The sequence below is a fragment of the Microcoleus sp. S13_C5 genome, from assembly GCF_036700845.1.
Lineage (GTDB): Bacteria > Cyanobacteriota > Cyanobacteriia > Cyanobacteriales > Microcoleaceae > Microcoleus.
Genome location: NZ_JAUBPR010000027.1, coordinates 43402 through 66496, shown reverse-complemented (window position 1 = coordinate 66496; position 23095 = coordinate 43402). Strand labels below are relative to the sequence as shown.

Sequence of the window (23095 nt, the reverse complement as noted above, 5' to 3'; positions counted from 1 at the left end):
GCAGAAATCTATTATACACTAAAAACTCCCAAACGATTGCACGGCAATCGTTTGGGAGTTTTGTGTTTCCGAATCTATCTTCCTTTCCTTCTGCTTGAATATCTGCGGAATGTGGGTTGAAAGCAGTATTCCAGCATTAGATTTTGCTGCTTCATAGGATACAAAAGCATTCAGCACATTTGCTATGGCACGAGAGGAATCTTGTCCTAATTTGTGTAGAAAATGTGAGTAAAGCTCATCATATGTTCGTTGATGACGAAATCGAAGAATTTCAAGCTTCAACCATTCAGCGAGAATTTCACCGGAAAAGACTAACTGTGTAATCCATGTAAGCAGTTCAAGATTGTTATGCCGCAGAGAAAATGCTAAAAGCCACGCAAAAAGATATCCAAAAATAACAAATCGCTTCCGAACCAGCATTCTTAAAGCAATTTCCTTGCTGAATAGGGCATTTTCCATAGTATTAGCCCCAAGGCGTTGCACCGATGGAGAGTAAGAATTGTTGTAATAAAGGGATGTATAGTCTTGTGAGAGAGGTATGCCAAATGAGTCAGATAGTAATTGCTTTCTTCTCATTAGTTCTGCTCGTGGCACTAAATACAAACTCGATATTTGAGAAATACTGAAGTATATCAACACCAAAACAAGAAAGATTGCTTGGAGAACTCTTGACCATTCCTCACCGATGGTTGACGCTGAGTATGGCATCACAAATGACAGGACTGCATTTAGCCAGAAGAGAACCACGCTAATAGTCCCAAGTTTCTTAGCTGGAGCGTAATACTGAGAAACCTCATCAACTCTTGTTGTACTCGTATTACTCATAGAGATGGCACGATTTTTTTAATTTCTAATTCTGCGTTAACAGGCATATTGGTGTCCTCATACTCCTTAGCTTTTTTGGCATGGCTTTTGGCATTCTCAACCATATTTTTGATATATTGCGCCGTGTCGTATGTATAGGTAAATCCTGACCAGAATTCATAAAAATAGTCTTTTAGAGTGGAACATCCCCAAAATGATCGACTAACAATATGTTGTTCCAAAGAAAATGAAGTGAATGGATGTCCATTACGCGTATTCCAATATTTTATCAATCTAACTAGTGGTTTAATTTGATAGTTATTGTCCTTATTTTCATTTTGGAGTAATTCATTGGTTCCAGAAGGGTCTGTGCTTGTCCATTCAAGCCAAGATGAAGCTGGTGAAGGAATATGATAACCGTAATTATTGTAGATTGCTGGCACAAGTTCAAAATTGATGTGGTTCAAAGACAGAACAATTGTTGGATGCGACTGGCAAATTTCTGACGTAGAGTATCTTGCTTCTACAAAACGCCTAAGACGATCAAGATAAGTTTGTGGCTTCTTCTGACCATCAGATGTATTGAACACGACCATGTAATCTATGTCAGAGTGGCTATCTGCCTTGCGCGGAAGAATTGTGCCACGAGTGCTGGAACCGAACTGAAAATGGTTTGTTACTGTGTTGCTGAAGTATAAAGTCAGCCTTGATGAAAGCGTATTAATAGAAGTGGTAATACTCGACTTTTCTGCTTCAGATAAGACGAGAGTGCTTGCCAGACTTGTTAGGTGGGAATTTACCGACATAGTTCCTTAATCTTGAGAACTTCAACCGACTTTATGATAAGAATATCCTGCCTTCTTAACGTACTGATCTAAATACGAACCGTGTGAGCTAGCTGACATTAAACCAGAATAGACTGATGGCGGAACACCGGAATATTGGTAGATACTACCATTAAGAAATTCAACCTCTAACGTTTGAGTAGTTGGTTCGTATCCAACCGATGCAAGATTTGATGACGACACAGACGTTCTATCCATAGACCTCTCCTTGTGAATATGTCTGTCTAATACTGCATATAGTCGAATAATACCGCAGCTTAAGGATGTATGTCAACCCCTTCTTACTCCCCATCAGAATCTCCTTTCCTCGATCGAGTTCGCCGCACGATTCGACTCAATCAATTAAGCCGTCACACTGAAAAAAGCTATCTTTATTAGATTTTAGATTAGAGAGCATTTAGAGTCGATCGCACACCCTCGGCGATCGGTACAATTATGATAAAGCAAGCAGCGATAAACTCTCATCTTCATAAAATAATTCGATCGCGTTAAAATTCCGACGCAGCAAATTTTCAATTTGCAATGTCGAACAGTTTCCAAGGCGAAGCCAAATAACTTTCGGTGGATTCCCAAATACTAAACTCAGGTCGTGCATATCCGCGTCTTTCGAGACAATCATCAAATTATTGTCTTTTGCATAATCCCAAACTATTGGGTCGATCGTGGATTTCATGCCCACATCTCGAACGTGAAGCGAATTTGGAAAAATATCGCTCAAACGATTCGGCAACTTTGGCGACAAATTTTCATCAAAAAGTAATTTCATGCCGATAATGTCGCGGTCATAAACCGACGCTCGCGGTCAGCAGCATAAGCAATGCAGGCTTTTAAATCTTCTCGCGTCAAATCGGGAAAATCGTCGAGAATTTCTGCTTCGGTCATCTCGGAAGCCAGGTACTCAAGCACTTCATAAACCGTAATTCGCAAGCCGCGTACACAAGGCTTACCACCGCGTTTATTTGCTTCGATCGTGATGTGGTTTCGGTAGTTCATAGTTGGAATTTTTGAGAATCTCCTCGTTTGATGTTTGGCGAAAAGATTGGATATACTAGCTTGTTGCATGGGTGCGCGATCGAATAATTGTATTGCAGTTGCGGTACAATACTGGATATAATCGAGTAATACCGCAGCTCGATAGTGTATGTCAACCCCTTCTTTATTATATTTTAGATGAGAGTCGATCGCACACTTTCGGCGATCGCAAAAATCGAGACATTCATCACAATTTCTTCACGCACGAATCACTGTAATTAACCGACCCATCGGGGTAGTCTGAATTTCAGTTTTCAGTCGTTCTTCTAACTCCGGTGCATTATCTCTGCGATCGAATATCACCAACCACCCTTCATCTTGTCCCAATCGAGCCAAATATCCATCTAACTGCTCCAAACCTTTACTCAACGGGTCGATTTTTCTAGTCCGCCAAACCTTCAGTTCAATTCCCAATGTTACCTCACCATAACGCAAACATAAATCCATGCGATCGCGTCCAATGGCATATTCCCGCTCCAACGTTCCGCCACCATTAATCACCCGATGCAGAAACGCCATCAACACTAAATGCGGTGCAATTTCGGGGTAAGACGCACTTTTGAGTAACGGTTCGCCATGTTGCAGCCAAAACGCGAGAAACGCTTGCAGCAGTGCATCTGGTAGTAGTTCGCCGCGATCGTTCAACCAACTCGGACTGATAATCGGTAAACTATCTTGCGGCCCTTGCGCCAAAACTCGCGGCAACACTTCTCGATAAATTGGATTGGCAATGACTAAACCCCCAGCCGGATCGCGTTTGAGCAAGCCCAAATCTAGGAGATATTGGCGATCGTCATTAGAAGATTCTGGCAATTCTCGTCCGGCTAGCATCGGCTCGATAATGGCTTTAACTCGGTTTTCTCGCAGTCGTTCTGCCAAACTATCCAAATGCGTATCTTGCCGTTGTATTAAAATTTCTTTAGCTGATAAAATATGTTCGGGTGTAATTTCTATAGATTCATCTGTTACTAATTCTTCTACAATTTCCTTAGCCAAAGCATTCACCAACCAAGGTTGTCCCTGAGTCAGTTCAAAAGCTAAGGCTACGGCTTCAGGTGTAAAAAGTTGTCCGGTATCTTCGGTATGTTGCGCGTAGAGTTCCGCGACTTCTGAGGCATTAAAATCTCTGAGAGTAATCGATCGCACTTTAATATTAAACGGACTGGATGTATTGAGTCGATCGCTTCCCCCCGCAGCCACTTTGTAATCGCGAACATCTCGCAAACCAATTAAGCCCACCGATTGCGGAAACGCTTTCGGGCGATTGGGATAACCATCGCGCAGTTGTCGCAGGATAGAAATCAACGCTTGGTCTTGCAATGCGTCAATTTCGTCGATAAAAATGACCAAAGGACGAGGAGAAGATTGTGTCCACAGGCTGAGTACATCGCCGATTTGCTGTCCCGGTTCCGACGAGGGCCAAGCAGGCGGCTGCAATTCTGGGGGAAGTCGAATCGAAATCGCCCGTCGCCAAGCACCGAGAATGGCATCCTCTGCACCCGCGATGTCTTGACTGAAGGGTGCGCCGACTTCTACCGACAGCATCACGGCGGTGTATTGTCCGCTTTCGGTGAGTTGTTTGGCTAACGCCAGCATAGCGGTGGTTTTCCCCACTTGCCGGGGTGCATGGATGACGAAATAGTTCCGTTGAGCGATTAACCGTTCTAAGCTTGGTAAGCGTACCGTGGGCGACAGTGCGTAATGAATGTCTTCTTGGCATGGGCCAGCAGTATTGAACCAACGCGGCATAGGTTAACTGGGGCGAATGGGGCTGCTCTCAGTTTACTGTACTGTTATTGGAATGGCGTTCTCTTGTTGTTGGGCGAGGGGGCAATCTCGACTTCCCGACACGTTCTCAACCCCACTCCGGTTTTATTGCTTGATACACAACGCGAACAGTTGATTCAACTGCTCGCATCCTCTTTCTGATTGGCTAAAATCGAGTTGAAGTACAATACTCCGGTAAATCGTTTTAGCCCGAAGGATGCGATCAAAATTATCAAAGAAGGAATTGCCACAGGAGGTAAATATATGAGTTCCTATGTGCTTGGTTTTCAGGACATTGACCAAACAAAACTCATGGTTGTTGGGGGTAAAGGCGCGAACCTGGGGGAACTATCCAAGATTGAAGGAATATGCGTACCAGAGGGCTTTTGTATTTCTACTGAAGCCTTTAAAAGAATCATCGGGGAAACGCCGTCGATTAACGAATTACTCGATCGCTTATCCCTTCTAAAAGTGGAAGACCGGGCTAAAATCGGTGAACTTAGCGGTGAGATTCGCAGGGTCATCGAAGGGATAGCCATTCCTCAAGACATTAATCAAGAGATCGCCAGCCTCCTCTCCAGGCTTGATGAAAAAAATGCCTGTGCAGTACGATCCAGCGCAACTGCAGAGGATTTACCGACCGCCTCTTTTGCAGGCCAGCAGGATACGTATTTGAACATTATCGGAAAGGAGGCAATCTATCAGCATATCAGTAAGTGCTGGGCATCGCTATTTACCGAGAGAGCAGTAATTTACCGCCTTCAAAACGGCTTCGACCACCGTAAAGTCCACCTGTCTGTGGTTGTTCAGAAGATGGTCTTCCCGCAGGTGGCAGGAATTTTGTTTACTGCCGATCCCGTCACTTCTAATAGAAAAGTGTTATCCATTGATGCCAGCTTCGGACTTGGCGAGGCCTTGGTCTCCGGCCTGGTGAATGCCGATAACTATAAAGTGTGTAACGGCACGATTGTCGATAAGAAGATATCTACCAAGAAACTGGCTATTTATGCCTTAAAAGATGGCGGTACGAAAGAACAGGAAATTGAGCCTGAGAGACAGAACAGGCAAGCGCTGACGGATGAGCAGATTTTACAGCTTGAGCGCACGGGCAGAAAGATCGAAGAACATTTCGGCTGTCCCCAGGATATCGAATGGTGTTTGGTTGATGATACATTTTATATTGTCCAGAGTCGGCCAATCACTACTTTATACCCCATCCCTGAAGCCAACGATCGGGAAAACCACGTCTATGTATCTGTCGGTCACAACCAAATGATGACCGATGCCATGAAACCATTGGGATTGTCTTTTTTCCTGTTAACGACCCATGCACCCATGCACACTGCAGGTGGAAGGTTATTTGTTGATGTTACAGCGACGCTGGCTTCACCTGTCAGCAGAGAAACTGTATTAAACGTCACATTGGGAAAATCCGATCCGCTCATGAAAGACGCACTTACAACCATCATAGAGCGGGGAGATTTTATAAAATCGTTACCCGACGATCGGAGTCTCGGCAAAAGCAGTAAAGGTCGATCGCCTGCAGATTTTCAAACCCTAAACGACTACGATCCGGGGATTGTTGCTGATTTGATTCAACAGAGTCAAACCTCGATCGAAGCGTTAAAACAAACCATCCAAACGAAATCAGGATCGGATCTGTTTGATTTTATCCTGGAAGATATCCAGCAATTAAAGAAGACCAACTCTGATTCACAGAGTTTTGGTGTGCTTATGACTGGTATGAATGCTTCCTCCTGGATCAATGAGAAAATGATGGAGTGGTTAGGTGAAAAGAACGTAGCAGATACGCTTTCTCAATCCGTATCCAACAATATTACTTCGGAAATGGGTCTGGAGTTGTTGGATGTTGCAGATGTGATTCGCCCGTATCCAGAAGTAATCAATTACTTGCAATATGTAAAAGACGATAGCTTTTTGGATGAGCTGGTTAAGCTTGATGGTGGACAGGAAGCCCAGGACGCCATTTATGCTTTTCTCAACAAATACGGAATGCGATGTGCCGGAGAAATCGATATTACTAGAACTCGTTGGAGCGAAAAACCAACGACACTTTTTTCTATAATCCTTAGTAACATCAAAAACTTTGAGCCTGGTGCCGGCAAGCGGAAATTTGAGCAGGGGCGACAGGCGGCTTTGAACAAAGAACAAGAGTTGTTAGAACGATTGAAGCAATTACCGGATGGTGAACAAAAAGCCAAAGAAACAAAGCGGATGATCGGCCTAGTCCGGAATTTCGCAGGCTATCGTGAATATCCAAAATACGGCATCGTTAATCGCTACTTCGTTTATAAGCAAGCGTTGCTGAAAGAAGCCGAACAACTCGTACAAGCCAACGTTATTCATGAAAGAGAGGATATTTACTACCTCACTTTTGAAGAACTGCACGAAGTTGTACGCACAAATAAACTGGATTACCAGATCGTCAGCAAACGAAAAGACGAGTACAGATCATTTGAAAAACTAACTCCCCCACGTGTTCTCACGTCTGATGGTGAAATGATTGCCGGTGCGTACAAACGAGAAAATCTCCCGGCTGAAGCTATTGTAGGCCTGGCTGTTTCTTCCGGAGTTATAGAGGGACGAGCACGTGTCATCCTAAACATGGAAGACGCCGACCTAGAAGATGGAGATATATTAGTCACCTCGTTTACTGACCCTAGCTGGACACCATTATTTGTATCCATAAAAGGTCTAGTCACCGAAGTTGGTGGACTGATGACCCATGGAGCAGTTATCGCACGTGAATATGGCTTACCGGCAGTTGTCGGAGTAGAAAATGCGACCAAACTGATCGAAGATGGGCAACGAATTCGCGTACATGGAACAGAAGGGTATGTAGAAATTCTTTGACACTCCCCGACCTGAAGGTAGGGGGATTCTTAAGACATTTCTGTCAAAATATCCCTATCGATCGACTGTAAGCGGAAACGATATAACTCAAATGAGTGACACTCAAATCTGTGAACTCACACAAGTGTCACTATAAAAAGCGACTGTGAAGCCATCGAAGACAGCAGTTATACCTGAAATATCAAATGAAAACACTCGAATGCACAGAGGATTCCCATCATGTTTACAGAAGAAAAAACTCTCAATAGTCAAGCTATCGCTGTCGTCGCCGATACTACTTCTCAATCAACTCTTGCAGTTGCTCAACCCTCTGAACTGATGAAACCCACTTTAAAGCGGGGTTCTACAGGTCAAGCCGTCAAGGAACTGCAACAGCTTTTATATCATTGGGGATATTATTACGGTTTTTCGATCGATGGTATTTTCGACACCTATGTTGAAGACGCCGTCAAAGACTATCAACACCGCGTCTTTTTACCTGAAGATGGGATTGTCAGTCCTCTAACCTGGCAAGCACTATACTCTGGTGCACCTGTGAATATGCCGACTCTGATGAATGGTAGTTCAGGTAATGCTGTCAAAATTGTTCAGAATGTCTTGAAATTGAATGGATACTATTTCGGTTTTGTTGACGGATACTTCGGGGTTATGACCAAAGTAGCGGCGATCCAGTTCCAAACGATTAAGGGTTTACCAGCCGATGGAATTATCGGGCCGAGAACTTGGCACGCTTTGAGCAAGTTACCGCACTAAACAACGGTATATCTCACTTGTATAGGACTTACGTGCCGACTCTAATTGTCGGGTGCGAAACGCGCACCTTACAACTACAGGTAGTGTAGTTTCTCAGTTATTACGTAAGTCCGGTTAGTTAAGCTTTAATCATTTATGAGGTTAATCAAATGACACATTCTGCTATCCTTGAAGCTCCCGCAAATTCTGCTGAACCCGGACAAGAGCTGGCTGAATTTTTGCAGGAAGATAATGGACACTACTCGGCAATGCGAGCGATGAGTTTTATTGCACTGATTGCAGCAATTGTGTTTGGCGTAATCACAATAACTAGCAAGAATGCTGATGGCAAATACATTACAACTTCTTTTTTAGTTGCTGCTTTTGCACCAAAAGCTGTTCAAAAATTTGCAGAACATCCTTAAAGAGTTGACAGTTGACAGTTGACAGTTGCGGGCGGAGTTTTTAGGACAATGATTTAAACTGAACTTCTGCCTACGAGGGGAAGTTCAGTTGTAAAATCTCTCAACGATCGCCCTTATTTGCTCCATCAGTTCGCTTTATTCTTCCACACGATAGCCCAATTCCGCCAAACGAGTCCGAGACTGCCGCCACTTTGGCTGCACCTTGACAAATAACTCCAAATACACTTTGCCTTCAATTAACTTTTGAATCTGTTCCCGGGCCGCACTGCCGATCGACTTGAGCATACTGCCGCTTTTACCGATTAAAATGCCTTTTTGGGAATCCCGTTCGACGTGAATTGTCGCCAGAATGCGAGTAATTTTTGCTTCTTCTTGAACTATGTCGATCGCGATTGCTACCGAATGCGGCACTTCTTCCCGCGTCAGCAGCAAAATCTGTTCCCGAATCAATTCGCCCATAATAAAGCGTTCCGGCTGGTCAGTCACCAAATCGGGCGGATAATAATAAGGCCCAACCTCCAAATGTTCGATTAACAATTGTTGCAGCGACTCGACACCCTCGCCCGTGAGAGCCGAAAATTTCACTACAGGCCACTCAGGATTGACAATTTGCTCGTAAGTTCGATCGATCAACACGCAATCCGACGGTTGTTCGTCCAACTTATTCATCCCCAAAATCACCGGAATGCCGATATTGCTGAGAATTTCGACAATATATCGATCGCCCCCTCCCGATTCCACCGAACCATCCACCACAAACAGCACCACATCCACCGACTTAATCGCTGTGCGGGCATTCTGCACCAAAACCTTGCCCAATTGGTGATGTGGCTTGTGAATTCCGGGAGTATCTACAAAAATAATTTGTGCTTCCGGTGTCGTTAGGATGCCCCGCAGCCTGTTACGTGTCGTCTGAGACACCGGCGAAGTAATCGCAATTTTCTGCCCCACCAACTGATTCATCAGCGTTGATTTTCCGACATTCGGGCGTCCGACAATACCCACAAAACCCGATTTGTAACCCGCCGGAGCCACGGGAACACCCATAATGTCCGATACGTCGATAAATTTACTATCTTCCACTAAAATCACCTATTTTCAAGCCCCTTCTCTGTCTATTGTCGCCTGAAAATACTCAAACGCCCATTGGTGCACTCTAGCATCTTTCTCGCTTTGGTATACCTTGCAACAGTCAAAGCTCGATCGAGCCGCAAACCAGTGTTAAAACGTGATACGCGATCGGCAAAACTTGATATCTGAGACAAAATTTGATAAAGTTCCAATGACATCGATCGAAAATGAATCATTCTGGTAAAACCGACTCCCCAATGCTGTAACAACTTCAGATGTGTAAATATTTATCTCAACTGAAACTCTTCTACAGTTTGTCAGGCAAACCAGTTTTAACGTTTTTGAAGGTGTGTGGTAATAACTTAGGTAAGTTGAACTCCAACTCAAAAGCTCAATATCATCAGGCGCTTTCTCAATAAAAGCTAGTGTCTTTTGAGCATACCTAAATTAGTGCTAATCGTCATAAATTTGAGGAGATGAATCGGATGAAATCGAAATTATTTTGGAGTTGCTGCACCGTTTTGGTAGCAAGCTTGCCTGTTTCCGCCTTGGCTCAAACAAGCCCTCCCACAAGCCCTCAAGCAGGTATTGACTACAAGGGTGGCTCGAAGAATTACCAGTTGCTACCGGGCAGAATCCAGGACAGAACCTTGCCCAAAGCCTTTGACTTTCCAATTATTACCAATGTTGGTACTGACACTAGCATCACCTCGGATTTCCTAATTACCGATCAGTTTCGCGCCCCAGCGGGTCGTACAGAATACACCGGAGCTCTCACCGCCTGGGCAACATCAATCAGAGAATGTCTGGCGAAACAACCACTCTTGATTCGAGCCAGCACTAAGAACCCGATTCAGATTAATGGTAGAGTAGGCACGATTGTCAGAAACGCAAATAACCGTGCAGTTTGCAAATAAGCCAGCAATATCACAGGGGCTAAATTGACCGTAATTGCTGTAAGGGCGGGTTCACAAATATCTCCCATGCAAGCATCGATACAGTAAACCCGTCACCGCAGCGATATTGGGGTCACTCGATGCCACTTGATATAACTTCCGCTATCTTAAAGATAAAAACTAGAGAGTGTTTTTGAACAAAAAGAGCAATAGAAAACCTATTGCTCTTTTTGTTGGCGAAATTTCAATTAATAGCTATTAGGGCTTCTATGATATCGGCTGAAACGACATCATATAAGAGGTTTGTAGTGAGGAATGCAAGTCCTTATCAAAGTTTAAGGACTTGCATTCCTCACTGCAAACGACATAATTACGCAGAAACCAGCTTTTTTCCAAAAAATCCCGTGCAACCCGAAGAATATGGATTTTAAAACCTGGTTTATGAAAGTTTGTCTGCGTAATTCACGATTTAGTAGCACAAAATTCATGTGTACTCAGTAAAATTTCGCCATAATCAGGAATCCAAGCTAGCCACTGTTCTTCCGAACATTCACACAACAGCCACGCTTCGTCAAAGCTGAATGCGGTTGGCGGATTGAACAATTTAACCCACATAGAAGGAGCCAATTTTGGTGCAGGTACGGCGCAGCCAAATTTTTCCCAGTCGCGGACACCGGCGAAGCTTCCGGGTGTTGATTGGGATTGCCAAGTACGAATATCTGTTTGCAGTTGCATAACTACTCCTGTCTAGCTAAGAGTCTGCACCAGAGCGCGGTTGAAACAACCCAGAGCCAAGGCGCAGATAAACTTTGATTATGTAGTCTATGTTACCGAATTATCTAGGCGAATGTGTAAGGTTGTAGCAAAAATTTACAATCGAGAGGAAAAAACTGGCTCAAAGCTGAAAAGGTCGATCGGCTATTGTTCAGCTCGGCAAAAATCGACTACCATAGCAAACAACATCTGATTTATTTCAAAAATTCCCACATGAACCCAACTGCCAAATCCCAGTGGAAAACTCTAGATCGCTTTGTAGAAATCAAGTCTCATTGGGTAAAACTAATCGCCGAACATCTCGAAACAACCGAAGGAAAAACAGTAGAATATTGGCGAGTAGAAAGAGCAGATTCAGTTGTAATCTTGACAATTCAAGCTGAAAAATTTGTGTTTCCCTCACCCATGTATCGCCCCGGCGTGGCATCCGCAACCCTGGATTTTCCCGGCGGTCGCGTACCAGCCGAAGCCACGCCAGCAGCAGCCATTCCAGCTATAATAAAGAGGGAACTAGGCGTGACAGAAAACGCGATCGCCCGCATCGAACCGATCAACACCGTCGGCTGGGCAATAAACAGTTCCTTCTCCAATCAAAAACTCTACGGTTTTGTTGCAGAATTGCACCCTACAGCAACAGTAAGCCCCGAACTTATCGGTGCTGCATATCCTGTCACCCCAGACGGAATTCGCGACTTGCTCAAAGAATTAACTTGCCTGCAATGTCGAGCATTACTGCTAGAATGGCAAAATCAAATGGATTTTAGATTTTAGATTTTACATTTTAGAATTGGGAATTGTCCCCCGATGCTCGCTGATTTAAATTTTAGGACTTACGCTCATAAACCCGGTTTCTCTGACAAATCTTGGGTTAAGCAGCAAATTATCTAAGAAAAAAACCGGGTTTCTAGCCCCTTGTCTGTAAGTTCTAAAATTCCTGAAAACCCAAATCACCGGAACTAATCATGCCTCTCAATAATGAAGTTGCTGTCGAATGCCTCGACGTGACATATCGCCTCAACCGCAGGCATTTAGTAGACAAACTCAATTTCAAAGTGCTGCAAGGAGAAGTTTTAGTATTGCTGGGACGCAGCGGGAGTGGCAAAACTACTACCATGAAATTGATTAACAATTTACTAACGCCAAGCAGCGGCGAAGTTCTTGTCATGGGAAAACCGACAACTCAGTGGAACCCTATTCAACTACGCCGAAAAATTGGCTATGTGATTCAAGAAATCGGTTTATTTCCCCATTTTACCGTCGAGCAAAACGTCGGTTTAGTGCCGAAATTGGAAGGTTGGGAGGGCGATCGTATTCAATCTCGCGTCCGCCAACTGTTAGAATTAGTCAACCTCGACCCCCAGCACTTTGCCAAACGCTATCCCCATCAGTTATCCGGCGGACAGCGGCAGCGGGTAGGCGTCGCAAGAGCACTGGCGGCTGACCCTCCGATATTGTTAATGGACGAACCGTTTGGTGCTTTAGACCCGATTACTCGTCTGGAATTACAACGGGAATTCGGTCAATTGCAGCAGCAACTCGGCAAAACTGTGATTTTTGTGACTCACGGGATTCAAGAAGCTTTTTTGTTAGCTTCTAGAATTGGTTTGATGCAAGACGGACGGTTGGTTGAATTGGGATCGCCCGATAATTTTCTCAAATCTCAGCATCCCGAAGCTGGGGCATTTCTTGAATGTTTGCAAGTAGCTAAATTTGAATGATTTAGCAAAAATTTGATAATATAGTTTTAGTAAGTAAGCTGATAATCAAACGATGCACAGTCTTTACGAGACAGATTTCTATGCTTGGACGCAAGAACAAGCCAAGTTACTTCGCAAGTGTCAGTGGAGTGAACTTGACTTGCCAAATTTAATTGAGGAGATTGAATCTTTGGGCAAACAGGAACGCCAAGAACTTAGAAATCGTTTGAGCATTTTGCTGGGGCATTTGTTGAAGTGGCAATATCAGCCCCAGCAGCGGAGTCGTAGCTGGCTGTCTACAATTCGAGTGCAGCGACGGGACACTCAGAGACTGATACAGGATAACCCAAGTCTGAAACCTTACTTGCAAGAAGCTTTCCAAGAAGCTTATCAAAACGGTAGAGATTTGGCAGTAGGAGAAACCGATTTACCTCTCAAAACATTTCCTCAAAATTGCCTTTACAGCTTAGAGGAAATTCTGGATTCTCGCTTCTATCCTGGTGAACCAAGTCCTGAAATAGAAAATGATTTATAAGGTTGACAGCAATCAACACTAACCAATTCCCCAATGATAATTTTTATCAACCGCTATGGCGCTGAGATAATTCAGCGCGCAACTGAACACTTATATTTAGTAACTGTTGCAATTTTTATCGCTATTATTGTGGGGATGCCCCTGGGAATTTTAGCCACGAGAAAACCTAAATTGAAAAAGCCAATTTTGGGATTTGCTAATATTATGCAAACAATTCCCAGTTTAGCTTTGTTTGGCTTGCTAATCCCGGTGCCGGTATTGGGTGGAATAGGCGATCGCACGGCAATTATCGCCCTCACTCTGTATTCTTTACTGCCAATTATCCGCAATACTTATACTGGTATTGTCGGCGTCGATTCAGCGATTACGGAAGCAGGAAGAGGCATGGGAATGACTGATATGCAACTGTTATGGCAAGTGGAAATTCCCCTGGCGCTGGGCGTGATTCTGGCGGGCGTGCGAGTTGCTGCGGTAATTGCGATCGGACTCGCTACAATCGCGGCTGCAATTGGCGCGGGTGGCTTGGGGGTGTTTATTTTTCGCGGCGTTGCTACCGTCAACAATCAGTTACTTTTGGCTGGGGCAATTCCCGCAGCTTTAATGGCCTTAGCTGCGGATTTTGGGCTGGGTTTGGTAGAAGCGCGCCTCTCGAAAAGTACCTTAAAAACTATTAATTAGGACTAAAATCCTGGCTACCTTCCGTTAGCGTTGTCACTGTCTGCGAACCAGAAGCATTCGCAGGATTTGCTATCAGATTGCGGATTTGATTTGAGCGTTCACTGTACTCGCGATCGCTCAAAACAGCTTGACTTCCCTCCAGCGAAATAGCATCTGCCAAATCGATCCAAGAACGGCAACCGCCGTATTCAGGAATGTAGGGAATTTCGCGGATTTCTGCAAGGCGGTAAGCCCGCAGCAATAAAATATAAATTGGCTGAGTTTGTTTCCATTTTAGGCGATCGCTGACAAAATTTTCGTTCCAAATATGGTACGGAAATAGCGCAGTAATTGCCGGTTCCCAAGCTACCAAAAAAACATCAGTAATCTCCGCCCAACTGCCAATTCTAATAACTTCAGGATGCCAACCAGATTCGACAGCCTTGACTTGATGTGCAAACTCCGGCTTTAATAAACCCGGCTGTTGGTGTTCAAAAGTTGGATACAGCAAAACCTGTTTGTCAGTGACATTGAACTGTCCGGCTTGCTCGCGAATTCCCCCCTTCCGCAACAGCACAATCGTTTGACCTTGTTCCAAAGCATTAACTGCTACATTCCATTCTTTCAGGGCCCTAGTAGTTGATTTCATAGGAATTGAGTTGGGTTTTAACAATAGTAACAAAAATCGGTACTTTCAAGCAAGTACAGCCACTTTTTCCTGTTAAAATTGGCGTAGTCCTGACTATGCAGGACTACCTTATTTTGATAAAGACAATAATTGGTTGGCCCACGATGTGGCCCAACTGCTGTTTTCTTTATTACTCTAACCGATAAAATAATCGTCTCTTCTGTGTCCAAGCTATCCTCTACTATCACCCCGGGTAGATTCAGCAATTTTGTCGTTAATTTTTTCAGGAGTTTATTTAAATACTTAAGAAAATTTAAAGATTCTCGCATATTATCAAGTACCGAACAAGCATATTTAGATTTGTTAAAAATTAAATTTTATTCAAAAAGCTTAGATTATACTTATTTAGAGTGCATAGAAAATAGTTTTTTAATTCGGTTCTGTCATAAATATCAGTAGACCTACTGAAATACCGCCTGCTCTTCAATTTATTTTTAGTGAAATTACGCACATGAGCATTACTATTTTCGGTTACAACCTAAGCGAAGCTATTTACGAAAGTGTCAGTACGATTATTTATCGCGGCACAAAAGACATTGATAGAACCTCAGCAATTATCAAAACCTTCAAAGCTGAGCATCCGACAATCGCAGAAATTTCCCGATTAAGACACGAATATAAAATACTTCGACATTTAGACAGTCAAGGAATAGTCAAACCCATAGCTTTAGAAAACTATCATAACGGCTTAGCGCTGATAGTAGAAAATTTTAGAGGTCAATCCTTGAAAGATTATCTTAACAATCAACCCTTGGCTATAGACGCCTTCCTCAAAATCGCAATTCAGTTAGCAACAACTCTTGGAGACATTCATCACAGTAATGTAATCCATAAAGACATTAAGCCCCAAAATATCTTAATTGACCCCGATACAAAGGAAGTAAAAATTATTGATTTTAGCATTGCTTCTCTTTTAGAGCGAGAAAATCAAACCGTCACAAATCCAAACTTATTAGAAGGAACTCTCGCTTATATGTCGCCGGAACAAACCGGCAGAATGAACCGCTCAGTGGACTACCGTACCGACTTTTACTCCCTGGGTATTACATTTTATGAAATGCTGACGGGTAAGCTACCTTTTTCCGCAAAAGACCCCCTAGAACTCGTTCATTGCCATATAGCTAAAGCACCAATACCACCTAAAAAGCTGACTCCCGAAATACCGGATGCAGTTTCTGAAATTGTAATGAAATTATTATCTAAAACTGCTGAAGATAGATATCAAAGTGCTTTCGGAATAAAAATTGACTTGGAAAACTGCCAGCAGATGCTTTCTGCTGGAGAGATTTTCCCATTTATTATAGGTCAACTAGATTCCTACAGCCAATTTATGATTCCGCAAAAACTCTATGGGCGGGAAAGAGAAGTTGCTAATTTGCTAGAAGCCTTCGCTCGCGTCAGTGGTGGGACAACGGAAATGATGCTAGTTTCCGGTTATTCAGGTATCGGCAAATCTTCCTTAGTTAACGAAGTTGATAAACCTATAGTCGGAGCACGAGGGTATTTTATTTCCGGTAAATTTGACCAATTTAAGCGGAATATTCCTTATGCTGCTTTAATTCAAGCATTTCAAGGATTGATGCGGCAACTGCTCACTAAAAATTCTGCTCAAATAGCAATTTGGAAAGCTAAAATTCTCGAAGCACTTGGTGCCAATGGGCAAATTATTATTGAGGTTATTCCCGAAGTAGAAAAGATTATTGATCCACAGCCTGCGGTTCCGACTTTGGGACCCACTGAATCTCAAAACCGATTTAATCGAGTGTTTCAAAAATTTATACAGGTGTTTAGTAAACCCGAACACCCCCTAGTGATATTTTTGGATGACTTGCAGTGGGCTGATTCGGCTTCCCTCAAGCTTATTCAGCTAATTATGACCCATCCCGATAGTAAATATCTGCTATTAATTGGCGCTTATCGGGATAATGAAGTCAGTGCAACTCATCCGTTAATTTATACATTAGAGCAAATTCAAAATACCAGGGCAACAGTAAATAATATTATCCTCCAATCTTTGGAACTCTCTCATGTCAACCAATTAGTGAGCGAAACCCTTCGCAGTCACATTTCCGAAGTTTTGCCCCTGGCTGAGTTAGTTTTTAAGAAAACCCAGGGAAATCCCTTCTTCTTAACTCAACTGCTCAAATCCCTTTATCAAGACCAACTCCTCTCCTTTGATTTCAATCAAGTTTGTTGGCAGTGGGATATCCAACTGCTTCAAGGCATTGATATCAGCGATAATGTCGTCGAATTGATGGTCAGCCAAATTCAAAAGCTATCGTCCCCGACGCAGAATGTCTTAAAATTAGCTGCCTGTATAGGAGATAAATTTAGTTTAGACGTTTTGGCAATTGCTAATAAAAAATCTCAGTCAGAGACGGCAAGGGATTTATGGGAAGCGCTGCAAGCTGGTTTCGTTCTGCCACTCAATAATTCCTACAAAATCCCCCTGCTATTTGACTCGGAAATATCTACAGAACAGTCAACCGAGCAGTTTAATGTCACCTACAAGTTTTTGCATGACCGAGTGCAACAGGCGTCTTATTCTCTGATACCCGACGAGCAGAAAAAAGAAACTCACCGCAAAATTGGTCAACTACTGCTGAATTCCACAACCCCTGAAGAACGAAAAGAAAATATCTTTGCACTGGTTAACCAACTAAATTATGGAACTGATTTAATCACTTTGGAGTTGGAAAGATATGAGTTGGCCGAACTCAATCTGATCGCCGGACAGAAAGCCAAAGCTGCCACTGCTTATGAGTCTGCTGTCAAATATTTGAATGTGGGTTTAGGACTTCTCGCGGAGGATAGCTGGCAGAGTCAATATGAGCTGACATTAAACCTCCATTTAGAAGCAGCCGAAACTGAATATATAAACACTAACTTTGAGCGATCTCAACAGTTGTCGGAGACGAGCCTGAAACAAGCGAAAACCCTTCTGGAAAAAGGCAAGGTCTACGAACTTAGAATTCAATTAGAGATGTCTCAAAATCGGAGAATATCAGCTCTAGATAATGGACTCGCCGTTCTGGAAATGTTCGGAATTAGCCTAGAGCCAGAACCACCTCAAGAACTGATAGTTGATGATTTAGCTAACTTGCCGACAATGACAGCTCCCGATAAACTTGCAGCTATGCGAATATTAAATCTTATTATAACACCAGCTTTTATTGTAAATCCTGCGATGTTTCCGCAAATTCTTTATACAAAAATAGCCTTGTCTATGAAGTATGGGAATTCGCCTGAATCTGCTTTTGCTTATGTTTGGTATGGAGTGCTACTCTGTGGACGATTAGGAGACATAGATTCTGGATATCGCTTTGGCAACTTAGCTATTTATTTACTAGAAAAGTTTAACGCAATTACCCTTAAATCAAAAATAGTTTGTATATTTAATTGTCTAGCAAGGTTTTGGAAAGATCCGCTTAAGGAAACCCTAGAATCTTTGGTTGAGGCAATTCAAAGTGGTATAGAAACTGGAGATATAGAATATGCTTGTCACAGTATAGCAAATTATTGCAATCACTTATTATTTAGCGGGGGTGAACTACAAAAACTTGAGCAAGAACAGGCAAAATATGTTGCTATGACCATTCAGCTCAAACAAGAATATGATACTTTTTTTGTGAAAGTTCACCAGCAAATAGTTGACAATTTATTGGACAAAAATTCAGACAAATACCATTTACGAGGTGCAAGCTTTAATGAAGAAGAACTACTGCCAGGAATTATAGCTTCTAACAATGGGACTTTGCTCTATGCCTATTATGCCGGCAAAATGATGCTATCTTATTTATTTAAAGAGTTTAATCAAACAGTGATAATTGCTCATTTAGCATTAAAATACGCCAGCATGGGTGCAGGATTAATGCACATGAGTATCGACAACTTTTACCATTCTCTTTCCCTCCTAGCACTGTATCCAAAAGCCTGGCCAAAAGATAAAGAAAAATATCTAAGTGTAGTAGCAGCTAACCAAGAAAGGATGAAGACTTGGGCGTTCCATGCGCCGTGCAATTTTCAGCACAAGTATGAGTTAGTAGAAGCAGAAAAAGCGCGGATTTTGGGACAACCTTTAGAAGCGAGCGATTATTACGATCGCGCCATAGCCGGAGCCAAAGAACAGGGATATATCCAAGAAGAAGCATTAGCCAACCAACTAGCAGCAGAGTTTTATTTTTCCCGCGCTAAAGATAAAATTGCTCGGATTTATTTAACCGATGCTTACTACGGATATAGTCGCTGGGGAGCGAAAGCTATAGTCAAAGATTTAGAAGCCAGATATCCTCAAATATTTTCCCGGATAGCGAAGCCCGAAAGTCAAGGTAGCCCGGTGACGACGATCACTAGCTCGACGAGTGGAGGAAGTGCAGGATCTCTAGATTTAGCTACTGTGATCAAAGCATCCCAAGCTCTTTCTGGTGAAATTGTACTGAGTAAGCTGTTGGCAAAATTGATGAAAATTGCGATCGAGAATGCGGGCGCTCAAAGTGGCGTTTTCATTTTAGAAAAAGCGGGAACTTTACTAATAGAAGCTTATGGAACCGTAGATAGCGATGTAGAAGTTCTGCAAACAATACCAGTGGAAAATAGTCAGCAACTACCCATATCTTTGATTAATTATGTTGCAAGAACTCAGGAAAATGTTGTATTAAGCGATGCAACTTGTGAGGGAACCTTCACAGCGGATACTTATATAGTCAACCAAAAACCCAAGTCAGTATTATGTACTCCAATCGTTCATCAAGGAAAACTTACTGGGATTCTGTACTTAGAAAATAATCTCACAACTGGTGCTTTTACTCCCGAGCGTTTAGAAGTTTTACAACTTTTATCTTCTCAAGCAGCTATTTCGATTGAAAATGCCCGTCTTTATAACGATTTGGAAGCAGCCAACGCTACTTTAGAAGCGAAGGTGGCAGAAAGAACGCAACAGTTACAAGAAAAAAATATCCATTTACAAAAAGCAGAAAAATCAGCGAAAGCCGCCAACTCTGCCAAGAGTGAGTTTCTTGCTAATATGAGCCACGAGCTCCGAACTCCACTTAATGGCATTTTGGGTTACACGCAAATCCTCAAACGACAAAAAAACTTGGCTGACCAGCAAAAAGATGGTCTGAACGTCATTAGTCAGTGCGGCGATCACCTCTTAACCCTGATTAACGATATTTTAGACCTCTCTAAAATCGAAGCCCGAAAAATGGAAATCCACCTGAGTAATTTCCATTTATCAGAATTTTTGGAAGGCCTGGCTGAAATTTGCAATATTCGGGCAGAACAAAAGGGAATCTCCCTGATTTACGAGGCAATTACTCAACTACCTATTGCCGTCCAGGGTGATGAAAAAAGGTTGCGGCAAGTTTTAATCAACTTACTCGGCAATGCGATTAAGTTTACCGAAAAAGGTGGGGTGGCATTCAAAGTAGGATATCAAAATGGCAAAATCCGGTTTCAAGTTGAAGATACCGGAGTTGGTATGGCACCAGAGCAATTGCAAGATATATTTTTGCCTTTTCACCAAGTAGGGGATGCCAACCGCAAGGTTGAAGGGACCGGGTTGGGACTGGCAATTAGCCGCCAATTAGTCCAGATGATGGGCGGTGAAATAAAGGTGAAGAGTACATTAGGACAAGGGAGCATTTTCTTCTTCGATTTAGATTTGCCAGAGGTATCGGAATGGGCGACTAATGCAGCCAAAGCCAATGCCCACACAATCGTTGGTTTCAAAGGCGGAAAGCGAAAAATTCTCATAGCTGACGATAAGTGGCAGAATCGTTCGATCATTGCGGGAATGCTTCAGCCGTTAGGATTTGAAATTCTGGAAGCAACGGAGGGTCAGGACTGTTTAAACAAGGTGGCAGAGTTTAAACCAGACTGTATTTTAATGGACTTGATGATGCCAGTAATGAGTGGCTTAGAAGCAACGCGCCGGATTCGCAAATCACTAGGTCAGACTAAGTTAGTGGTGATTGCTACTTCGGCCAGCGTTTTTGATTTCGATCGACAACAAAGTGTCGAGGTAGGTTGCAATGATTTTATTCCCAAACCCATACGAATCGAGGAGCTTTTAGAAAAATTACGTACTCATTTAGGGTTAGAATGGATTTATGAAGAAAACCAGGAAGAGATTAGGAAAGCAGAAGGAGAAACAAAATCTCTAAGTTCTGAAATTGTAGCTCCCCCCGATGAGGAAATCGCCGTTCTATTCGATCTAGCGATGATGGGGGATCTCCGAGGGATTGCGGAGGGAGCTGCAAAACTCGAACAGCTCAATGAGCAATGGGTGCCCTTTGCCACCCATCTGCGCCAGTTAGCCAAAGGATTTGAAGAACAACAAATTCTAGAGTTTATTAAACAGTATAGGACGACAACCAATGAGTAGTGAACTTGCCGAACAAAGCACCATTTTAATCGTAGATGACACTCCGACTAATTTAGGTGTCCTGTTCGATTTTTTGGCTGATTTTGGCTTTAAAGTATTGGTAGCTAGGGATGGCCAAAGTGCTCTCCAGAAGGTCGCATATGCTGCGCCCGATCTGATCCTGTTGGATGTCCTTATGCCGGGAATTGATGGGTTTGAAACTTGTCGCCGTTTGAAAGCGAATGATTTAACGAGAGACATTCCCGTGATTTTTATGACGGCTCTTGCTGATACGGTGGATAAGGTTAAAGGTTTGAGTCTGGGTGCGGTGGATTATATCGCTAAGCCTCTTCAGCATGAAGAGGTTTTAGCTCGTGTTAATGTCCACATGAAGCTCCGCAATTTGTCGAAGAAACTCTTAGAGCAAAATGTGTACTTACAAGCAGAAATCGAACAGCGTGTCAAAGCGGAATCTTCGCTCTTGAAGCTAGCATCGGAGTTGGAAAGGCGAGTTGACGAAAGGACGGCTGAACTTTTTCTATCCAATCAATTGCTCAAACAGGAGATTCAAGAGCGTCTGCAAGCAGAGGCGGGATTGCAAGAATCGGAAGCTCAATTGCGAACCCAAACTCAATGTTTAGAAAAGGCTTTTCGAGACTTACAAATCACGCAGACTAAACTTGTGCAGAGCGAAAAAATGTCTTCTCTCGGTCAGCTTGTTGCAGGTGTCGCCCATGAAATCAATAATCCCGTTAATTTCATCTTTGGGAATCTTTCTTATGCCCATGATTATACCCAAAATCTGATTGATCTCGTCAATCTTTATCACCAAGAATTTCCGGCAGCCGGGCCAAAAGTTGAAGAGAAAATAGACGAAATAGAACTAGGTTTTTTGATTGAAGACTTACCTAAATTGCTGAGTTCAATGAAGGTAGGCGTAGACCGGATTCGCGAAATTGTTCAGTCGCTGCGAATCTTCTCGCGATTGGATGAATCGGAAATGAAACCGGTGGATATTCACCAGGGTATTGATAGCACTCTGTTAATTTTGCATAACCGTGTTAAAGGAAGGGGCGATAGACCTGCAATTGAGGTGGTTAAAGAATTCGGCAATCTGCCTCTGGTAGAGTGTTATGCGGGTCAGCTTAACCAGGTGTTTATGAATCTTGTTGCTAATGCTATTGATGCAATAGATGATTATAATACGACGCGATCGTTAAGTGAAATGAAAGCTAATCCTTCTAAGATTTTCATTCGCACTGAGGTCACGGAATCTAATCGAGTGTTAATTCATTTTAAGGATAACGGGCCTGGGATGACCGAAGAAATTAGCCAACACCTATTTGAGCCATTTTTTACTACTAAGCCTATCGGGAAGGGTACTGGTATTGGGCTGTCAATTTCCCATCAGATTGTAGTGGATAAACACGGGGGCCAGATCAATTGTATTTCAGCTCCTAATCAGGGGGCAATCTTTATTATTGATATTCCAATTCACCAGAAAATTTTTGCTAATAATTTAATTACAATGTCGCAAACAGCTTTGGGTATTTCTTAGTTGATTTTAACTTAACAAGACTTAAACAAATTTTAATCCCAAATAAATCCCAAACGGGCTTGATACGCAATAAATACGTTCATATTTTCTTGCAGACCGTGCACAAATCTATAAAATAAATATAGCTATTCTCAAAGCTGACCAAGCAGAGGGTAGATGTGCGTAAATTTAGGATACTGCAATCATAATCACTCAAGACCGTAATCAGGATTTTTTAGCTACCACCTTAAATACAACTGAACCCAAACTTCAGATATGTCAAATTATTTAATTGGGTAACTAAAACGTCCAGATGTTCCAATGTTTATCGTATAGTGGGTGGAGTTTCCTGTGCCATGTAGTCGCACAGGAGAGCTTATGACCAGGGGTTTAGTCT

The 23095-nt window shown here is 42.8% G+C and carries 19 protein-coding genes; 10 read left to right on the top strand and 9 right to left on the bottom strand.

Features of this window, described 5'->3' with window-relative positions:
- Window positions 1–18: 18 nt before the first annotated feature.
- The 6 genes from QUA04_RS10375 to QUA04_RS10355 form a co-directional block, all read right to left on the bottom strand.
- A complete protein-coding gene (locus tag QUA04_RS10375) occupies window positions 19–825 on the bottom strand; it encodes a hypothetical protein (protein ID WP_333256344.1) in 807 nt (268 codons plus the stop codon).
- Window positions 822–1610 carry an SMODS domain-containing nucleotidyltransferase gene (locus QUA04_RS10370; protein WP_333256342.1) on the bottom strand — a complete coding sequence of 263 codons (789 nt, stop codon included), beginning with the start codon at window positions 1608–1610 and terminating at the stop codon, window positions 822–824. Before QUA04_RS10370 ends, QUA04_RS10375 begins: the two co-directional genes overlap by 4 nt.
- A 21-nt stretch (window positions 1611–1631) precedes the next feature.
- The gene (locus tag QUA04_RS29935; protein WP_445242311.1) at window positions 1632–1847 is read right to left on the bottom strand and encodes a KTSC domain-containing protein; all 216 of its coding nucleotides are present in this window, start codon (window positions 1845–1847) and stop codon (window positions 1632–1634) included.
- 235 nt (window positions 1848–2082) lie between these two features.
- Window positions 2083–2415, bottom strand: coding sequence for a DUF5615 family PIN-like protein (locus QUA04_RS10365; RefSeq protein WP_333256340.1), 333 nt, complete (start codon window positions 2413–2415; stop codon window positions 2083–2085).
- A complete protein-coding gene (locus QUA04_RS10360) occupies window positions 2412–2642 on the bottom strand; it encodes a DUF433 domain-containing protein (RefSeq protein ID WP_006634608.1) in 231 nt (76 codons plus the stop codon). Before QUA04_RS10360 ends, QUA04_RS10365 begins: the two co-directional genes overlap by 4 nt.
- A 237-nt stretch (window positions 2643–2879) precedes the next feature.
- A complete protein-coding gene (locus QUA04_RS10355) occupies window positions 2880–4430 on the bottom strand; it encodes an ATP-binding protein (protein WP_333256337.1) in 1551 nt (516 codons plus the stop codon).
- A gap of 180 nt (window positions 4431–4610) precedes the next feature.
- On the opposite strand from QUA04_RS10355, the gene ppsA reads away from it, so the two are divergent.
- The 3 genes from ppsA to QUA04_RS10340 all read left to right on the top strand — a co-directional run bounded on the left by ppsA (window position 4611) and on the right by QUA04_RS10340 (window position 8479).
- Window positions 4611–7322: a phosphoenolpyruvate synthase gene (gene ppsA / locus QUA04_RS10350; protein WP_333256335.1), complete on the top strand. Its 2712-nt coding sequence runs from the start codon at window positions 4611–4613 to the stop codon at window positions 7320–7322.
- Window positions 7323–7541: 219 nt separating this feature from the next.
- Window positions 7542–8075, top strand: a complete 534-nt coding sequence (locus tag QUA04_RS10345; RefSeq protein ID WP_333256332.1) for a peptidoglycan-binding protein — start codon at window positions 7542–7544, stop codon at window positions 8073–8075.
- Window positions 8076–8224: 149 nt separating this feature from the next.
- Complete coding sequence (locus QUA04_RS10340; RefSeq protein ID WP_333256329.1) at window positions 8225–8479, top strand: hypothetical protein; 255 nt, start codon at window positions 8225–8227, stop codon at window positions 8477–8479.
- A gap of 135 nt (window positions 8480–8614) precedes the next feature.
- Here the strand turns inward: QUA04_RS10340 and era are convergent, their stop codons facing one another.
- Complete coding sequence (gene era, locus QUA04_RS10335; protein ID WP_333256347.1) at window positions 8615–9526, bottom strand: GTPase Era; 912 nt, start codon at window positions 9524–9526, stop codon at window positions 8615–8617.
- A 509-nt stretch (window positions 9527–10035) separates the two neighbouring features.
- On the opposite strand from era, the gene QUA04_RS10330 reads away from it, so the two are divergent.
- The gene (locus QUA04_RS10330; protein WP_333256326.1) at window positions 10036–10467 is read left to right on the top strand and encodes a hypothetical protein; all 432 of its coding nucleotides are present in this window, start codon (window positions 10036–10038) and stop codon (window positions 10465–10467) included.
- 441 nt (window positions 10468–10908) lie between these two features.
- On the opposite strand, the gene QUA04_RS10325 is transcribed toward QUA04_RS10330, so the two are convergent.
- A complete protein-coding gene (locus QUA04_RS10325; RefSeq protein WP_333161866.1) occupies window positions 10909–11181 on the bottom strand; it encodes a hypothetical protein in 273 nt (90 codons plus the stop codon).
- A gap of 252 nt (window positions 11182–11433) precedes the next feature.
- Here QUA04_RS10325 and QUA04_RS10320 point away from each other — a divergent pair, with 252 nt between their 5' ends.
- The 4 genes from QUA04_RS10320 (at window position 11434) to QUA04_RS10305 (ending at window position 14130) form a co-directional block, all read left to right on the top strand.
- Window positions 11434–11991 (top strand): NUDIX hydrolase, encoded by a 558-nt coding sequence (locus tag QUA04_RS10320; protein ID WP_333256323.1) that lies wholly within the window; start codon window positions 11434–11436, stop codon window positions 11989–11991.
- A gap of 191 nt (window positions 11992–12182) precedes the next feature.
- A complete protein-coding gene (locus tag QUA04_RS10315) occupies window positions 12183–12938 on the top strand; it encodes an ATP-binding cassette domain-containing protein (protein WP_333256320.1) in 756 nt (251 codons plus the stop codon).
- 52 nt (window positions 12939–12990) lie between these two features.
- A complete protein-coding gene (locus tag QUA04_RS10310; protein WP_333256318.1) occupies window positions 12991–13452 on the top strand; it encodes a DUF29 domain-containing protein in 462 nt (153 codons plus the stop codon).
- A 33-nt stretch (window positions 13453–13485) separates the two neighbouring features.
- A complete protein-coding gene (locus tag QUA04_RS10305; protein WP_333256316.1) occupies window positions 13486–14130 on the top strand; it encodes an ABC transporter permease in 645 nt (214 codons plus the stop codon).
- Here the strand turns inward: QUA04_RS10305 and QUA04_RS10300 are convergent.
- Window positions 14123–14758, bottom strand: a complete 636-nt coding sequence (locus QUA04_RS10300; protein WP_333256314.1) for a DUF1802 family protein — start codon at window positions 14756–14758, stop codon at window positions 14123–14125. The genes QUA04_RS10305 and QUA04_RS10300 overlap by 8 nt on opposite strands.
- 490 nt (window positions 14759–15248) lie before the next feature.
- Between QUA04_RS10300 and QUA04_RS10295 the strand changes: the two genes are divergently transcribed.
- Complete coding sequence (locus QUA04_RS10295) at window positions 15249–21182, top strand: AAA family ATPase (RefSeq protein WP_333256311.1); 5934 nt, start codon at window positions 15249–15251, stop codon at window positions 21180–21182.
- Window positions 21175–22719, top strand: a complete 1545-nt coding sequence (locus tag QUA04_RS10290; RefSeq protein ID WP_333256309.1) for a response regulator — start codon at window positions 21175–21177, stop codon at window positions 22717–22719. The genes QUA04_RS10295 and QUA04_RS10290 overlap by 8 nt, the downstream gene beginning before the upstream one ends.
- The last annotated feature ends 376 nt before the right edge of the window (window positions 22720–23095 follow it).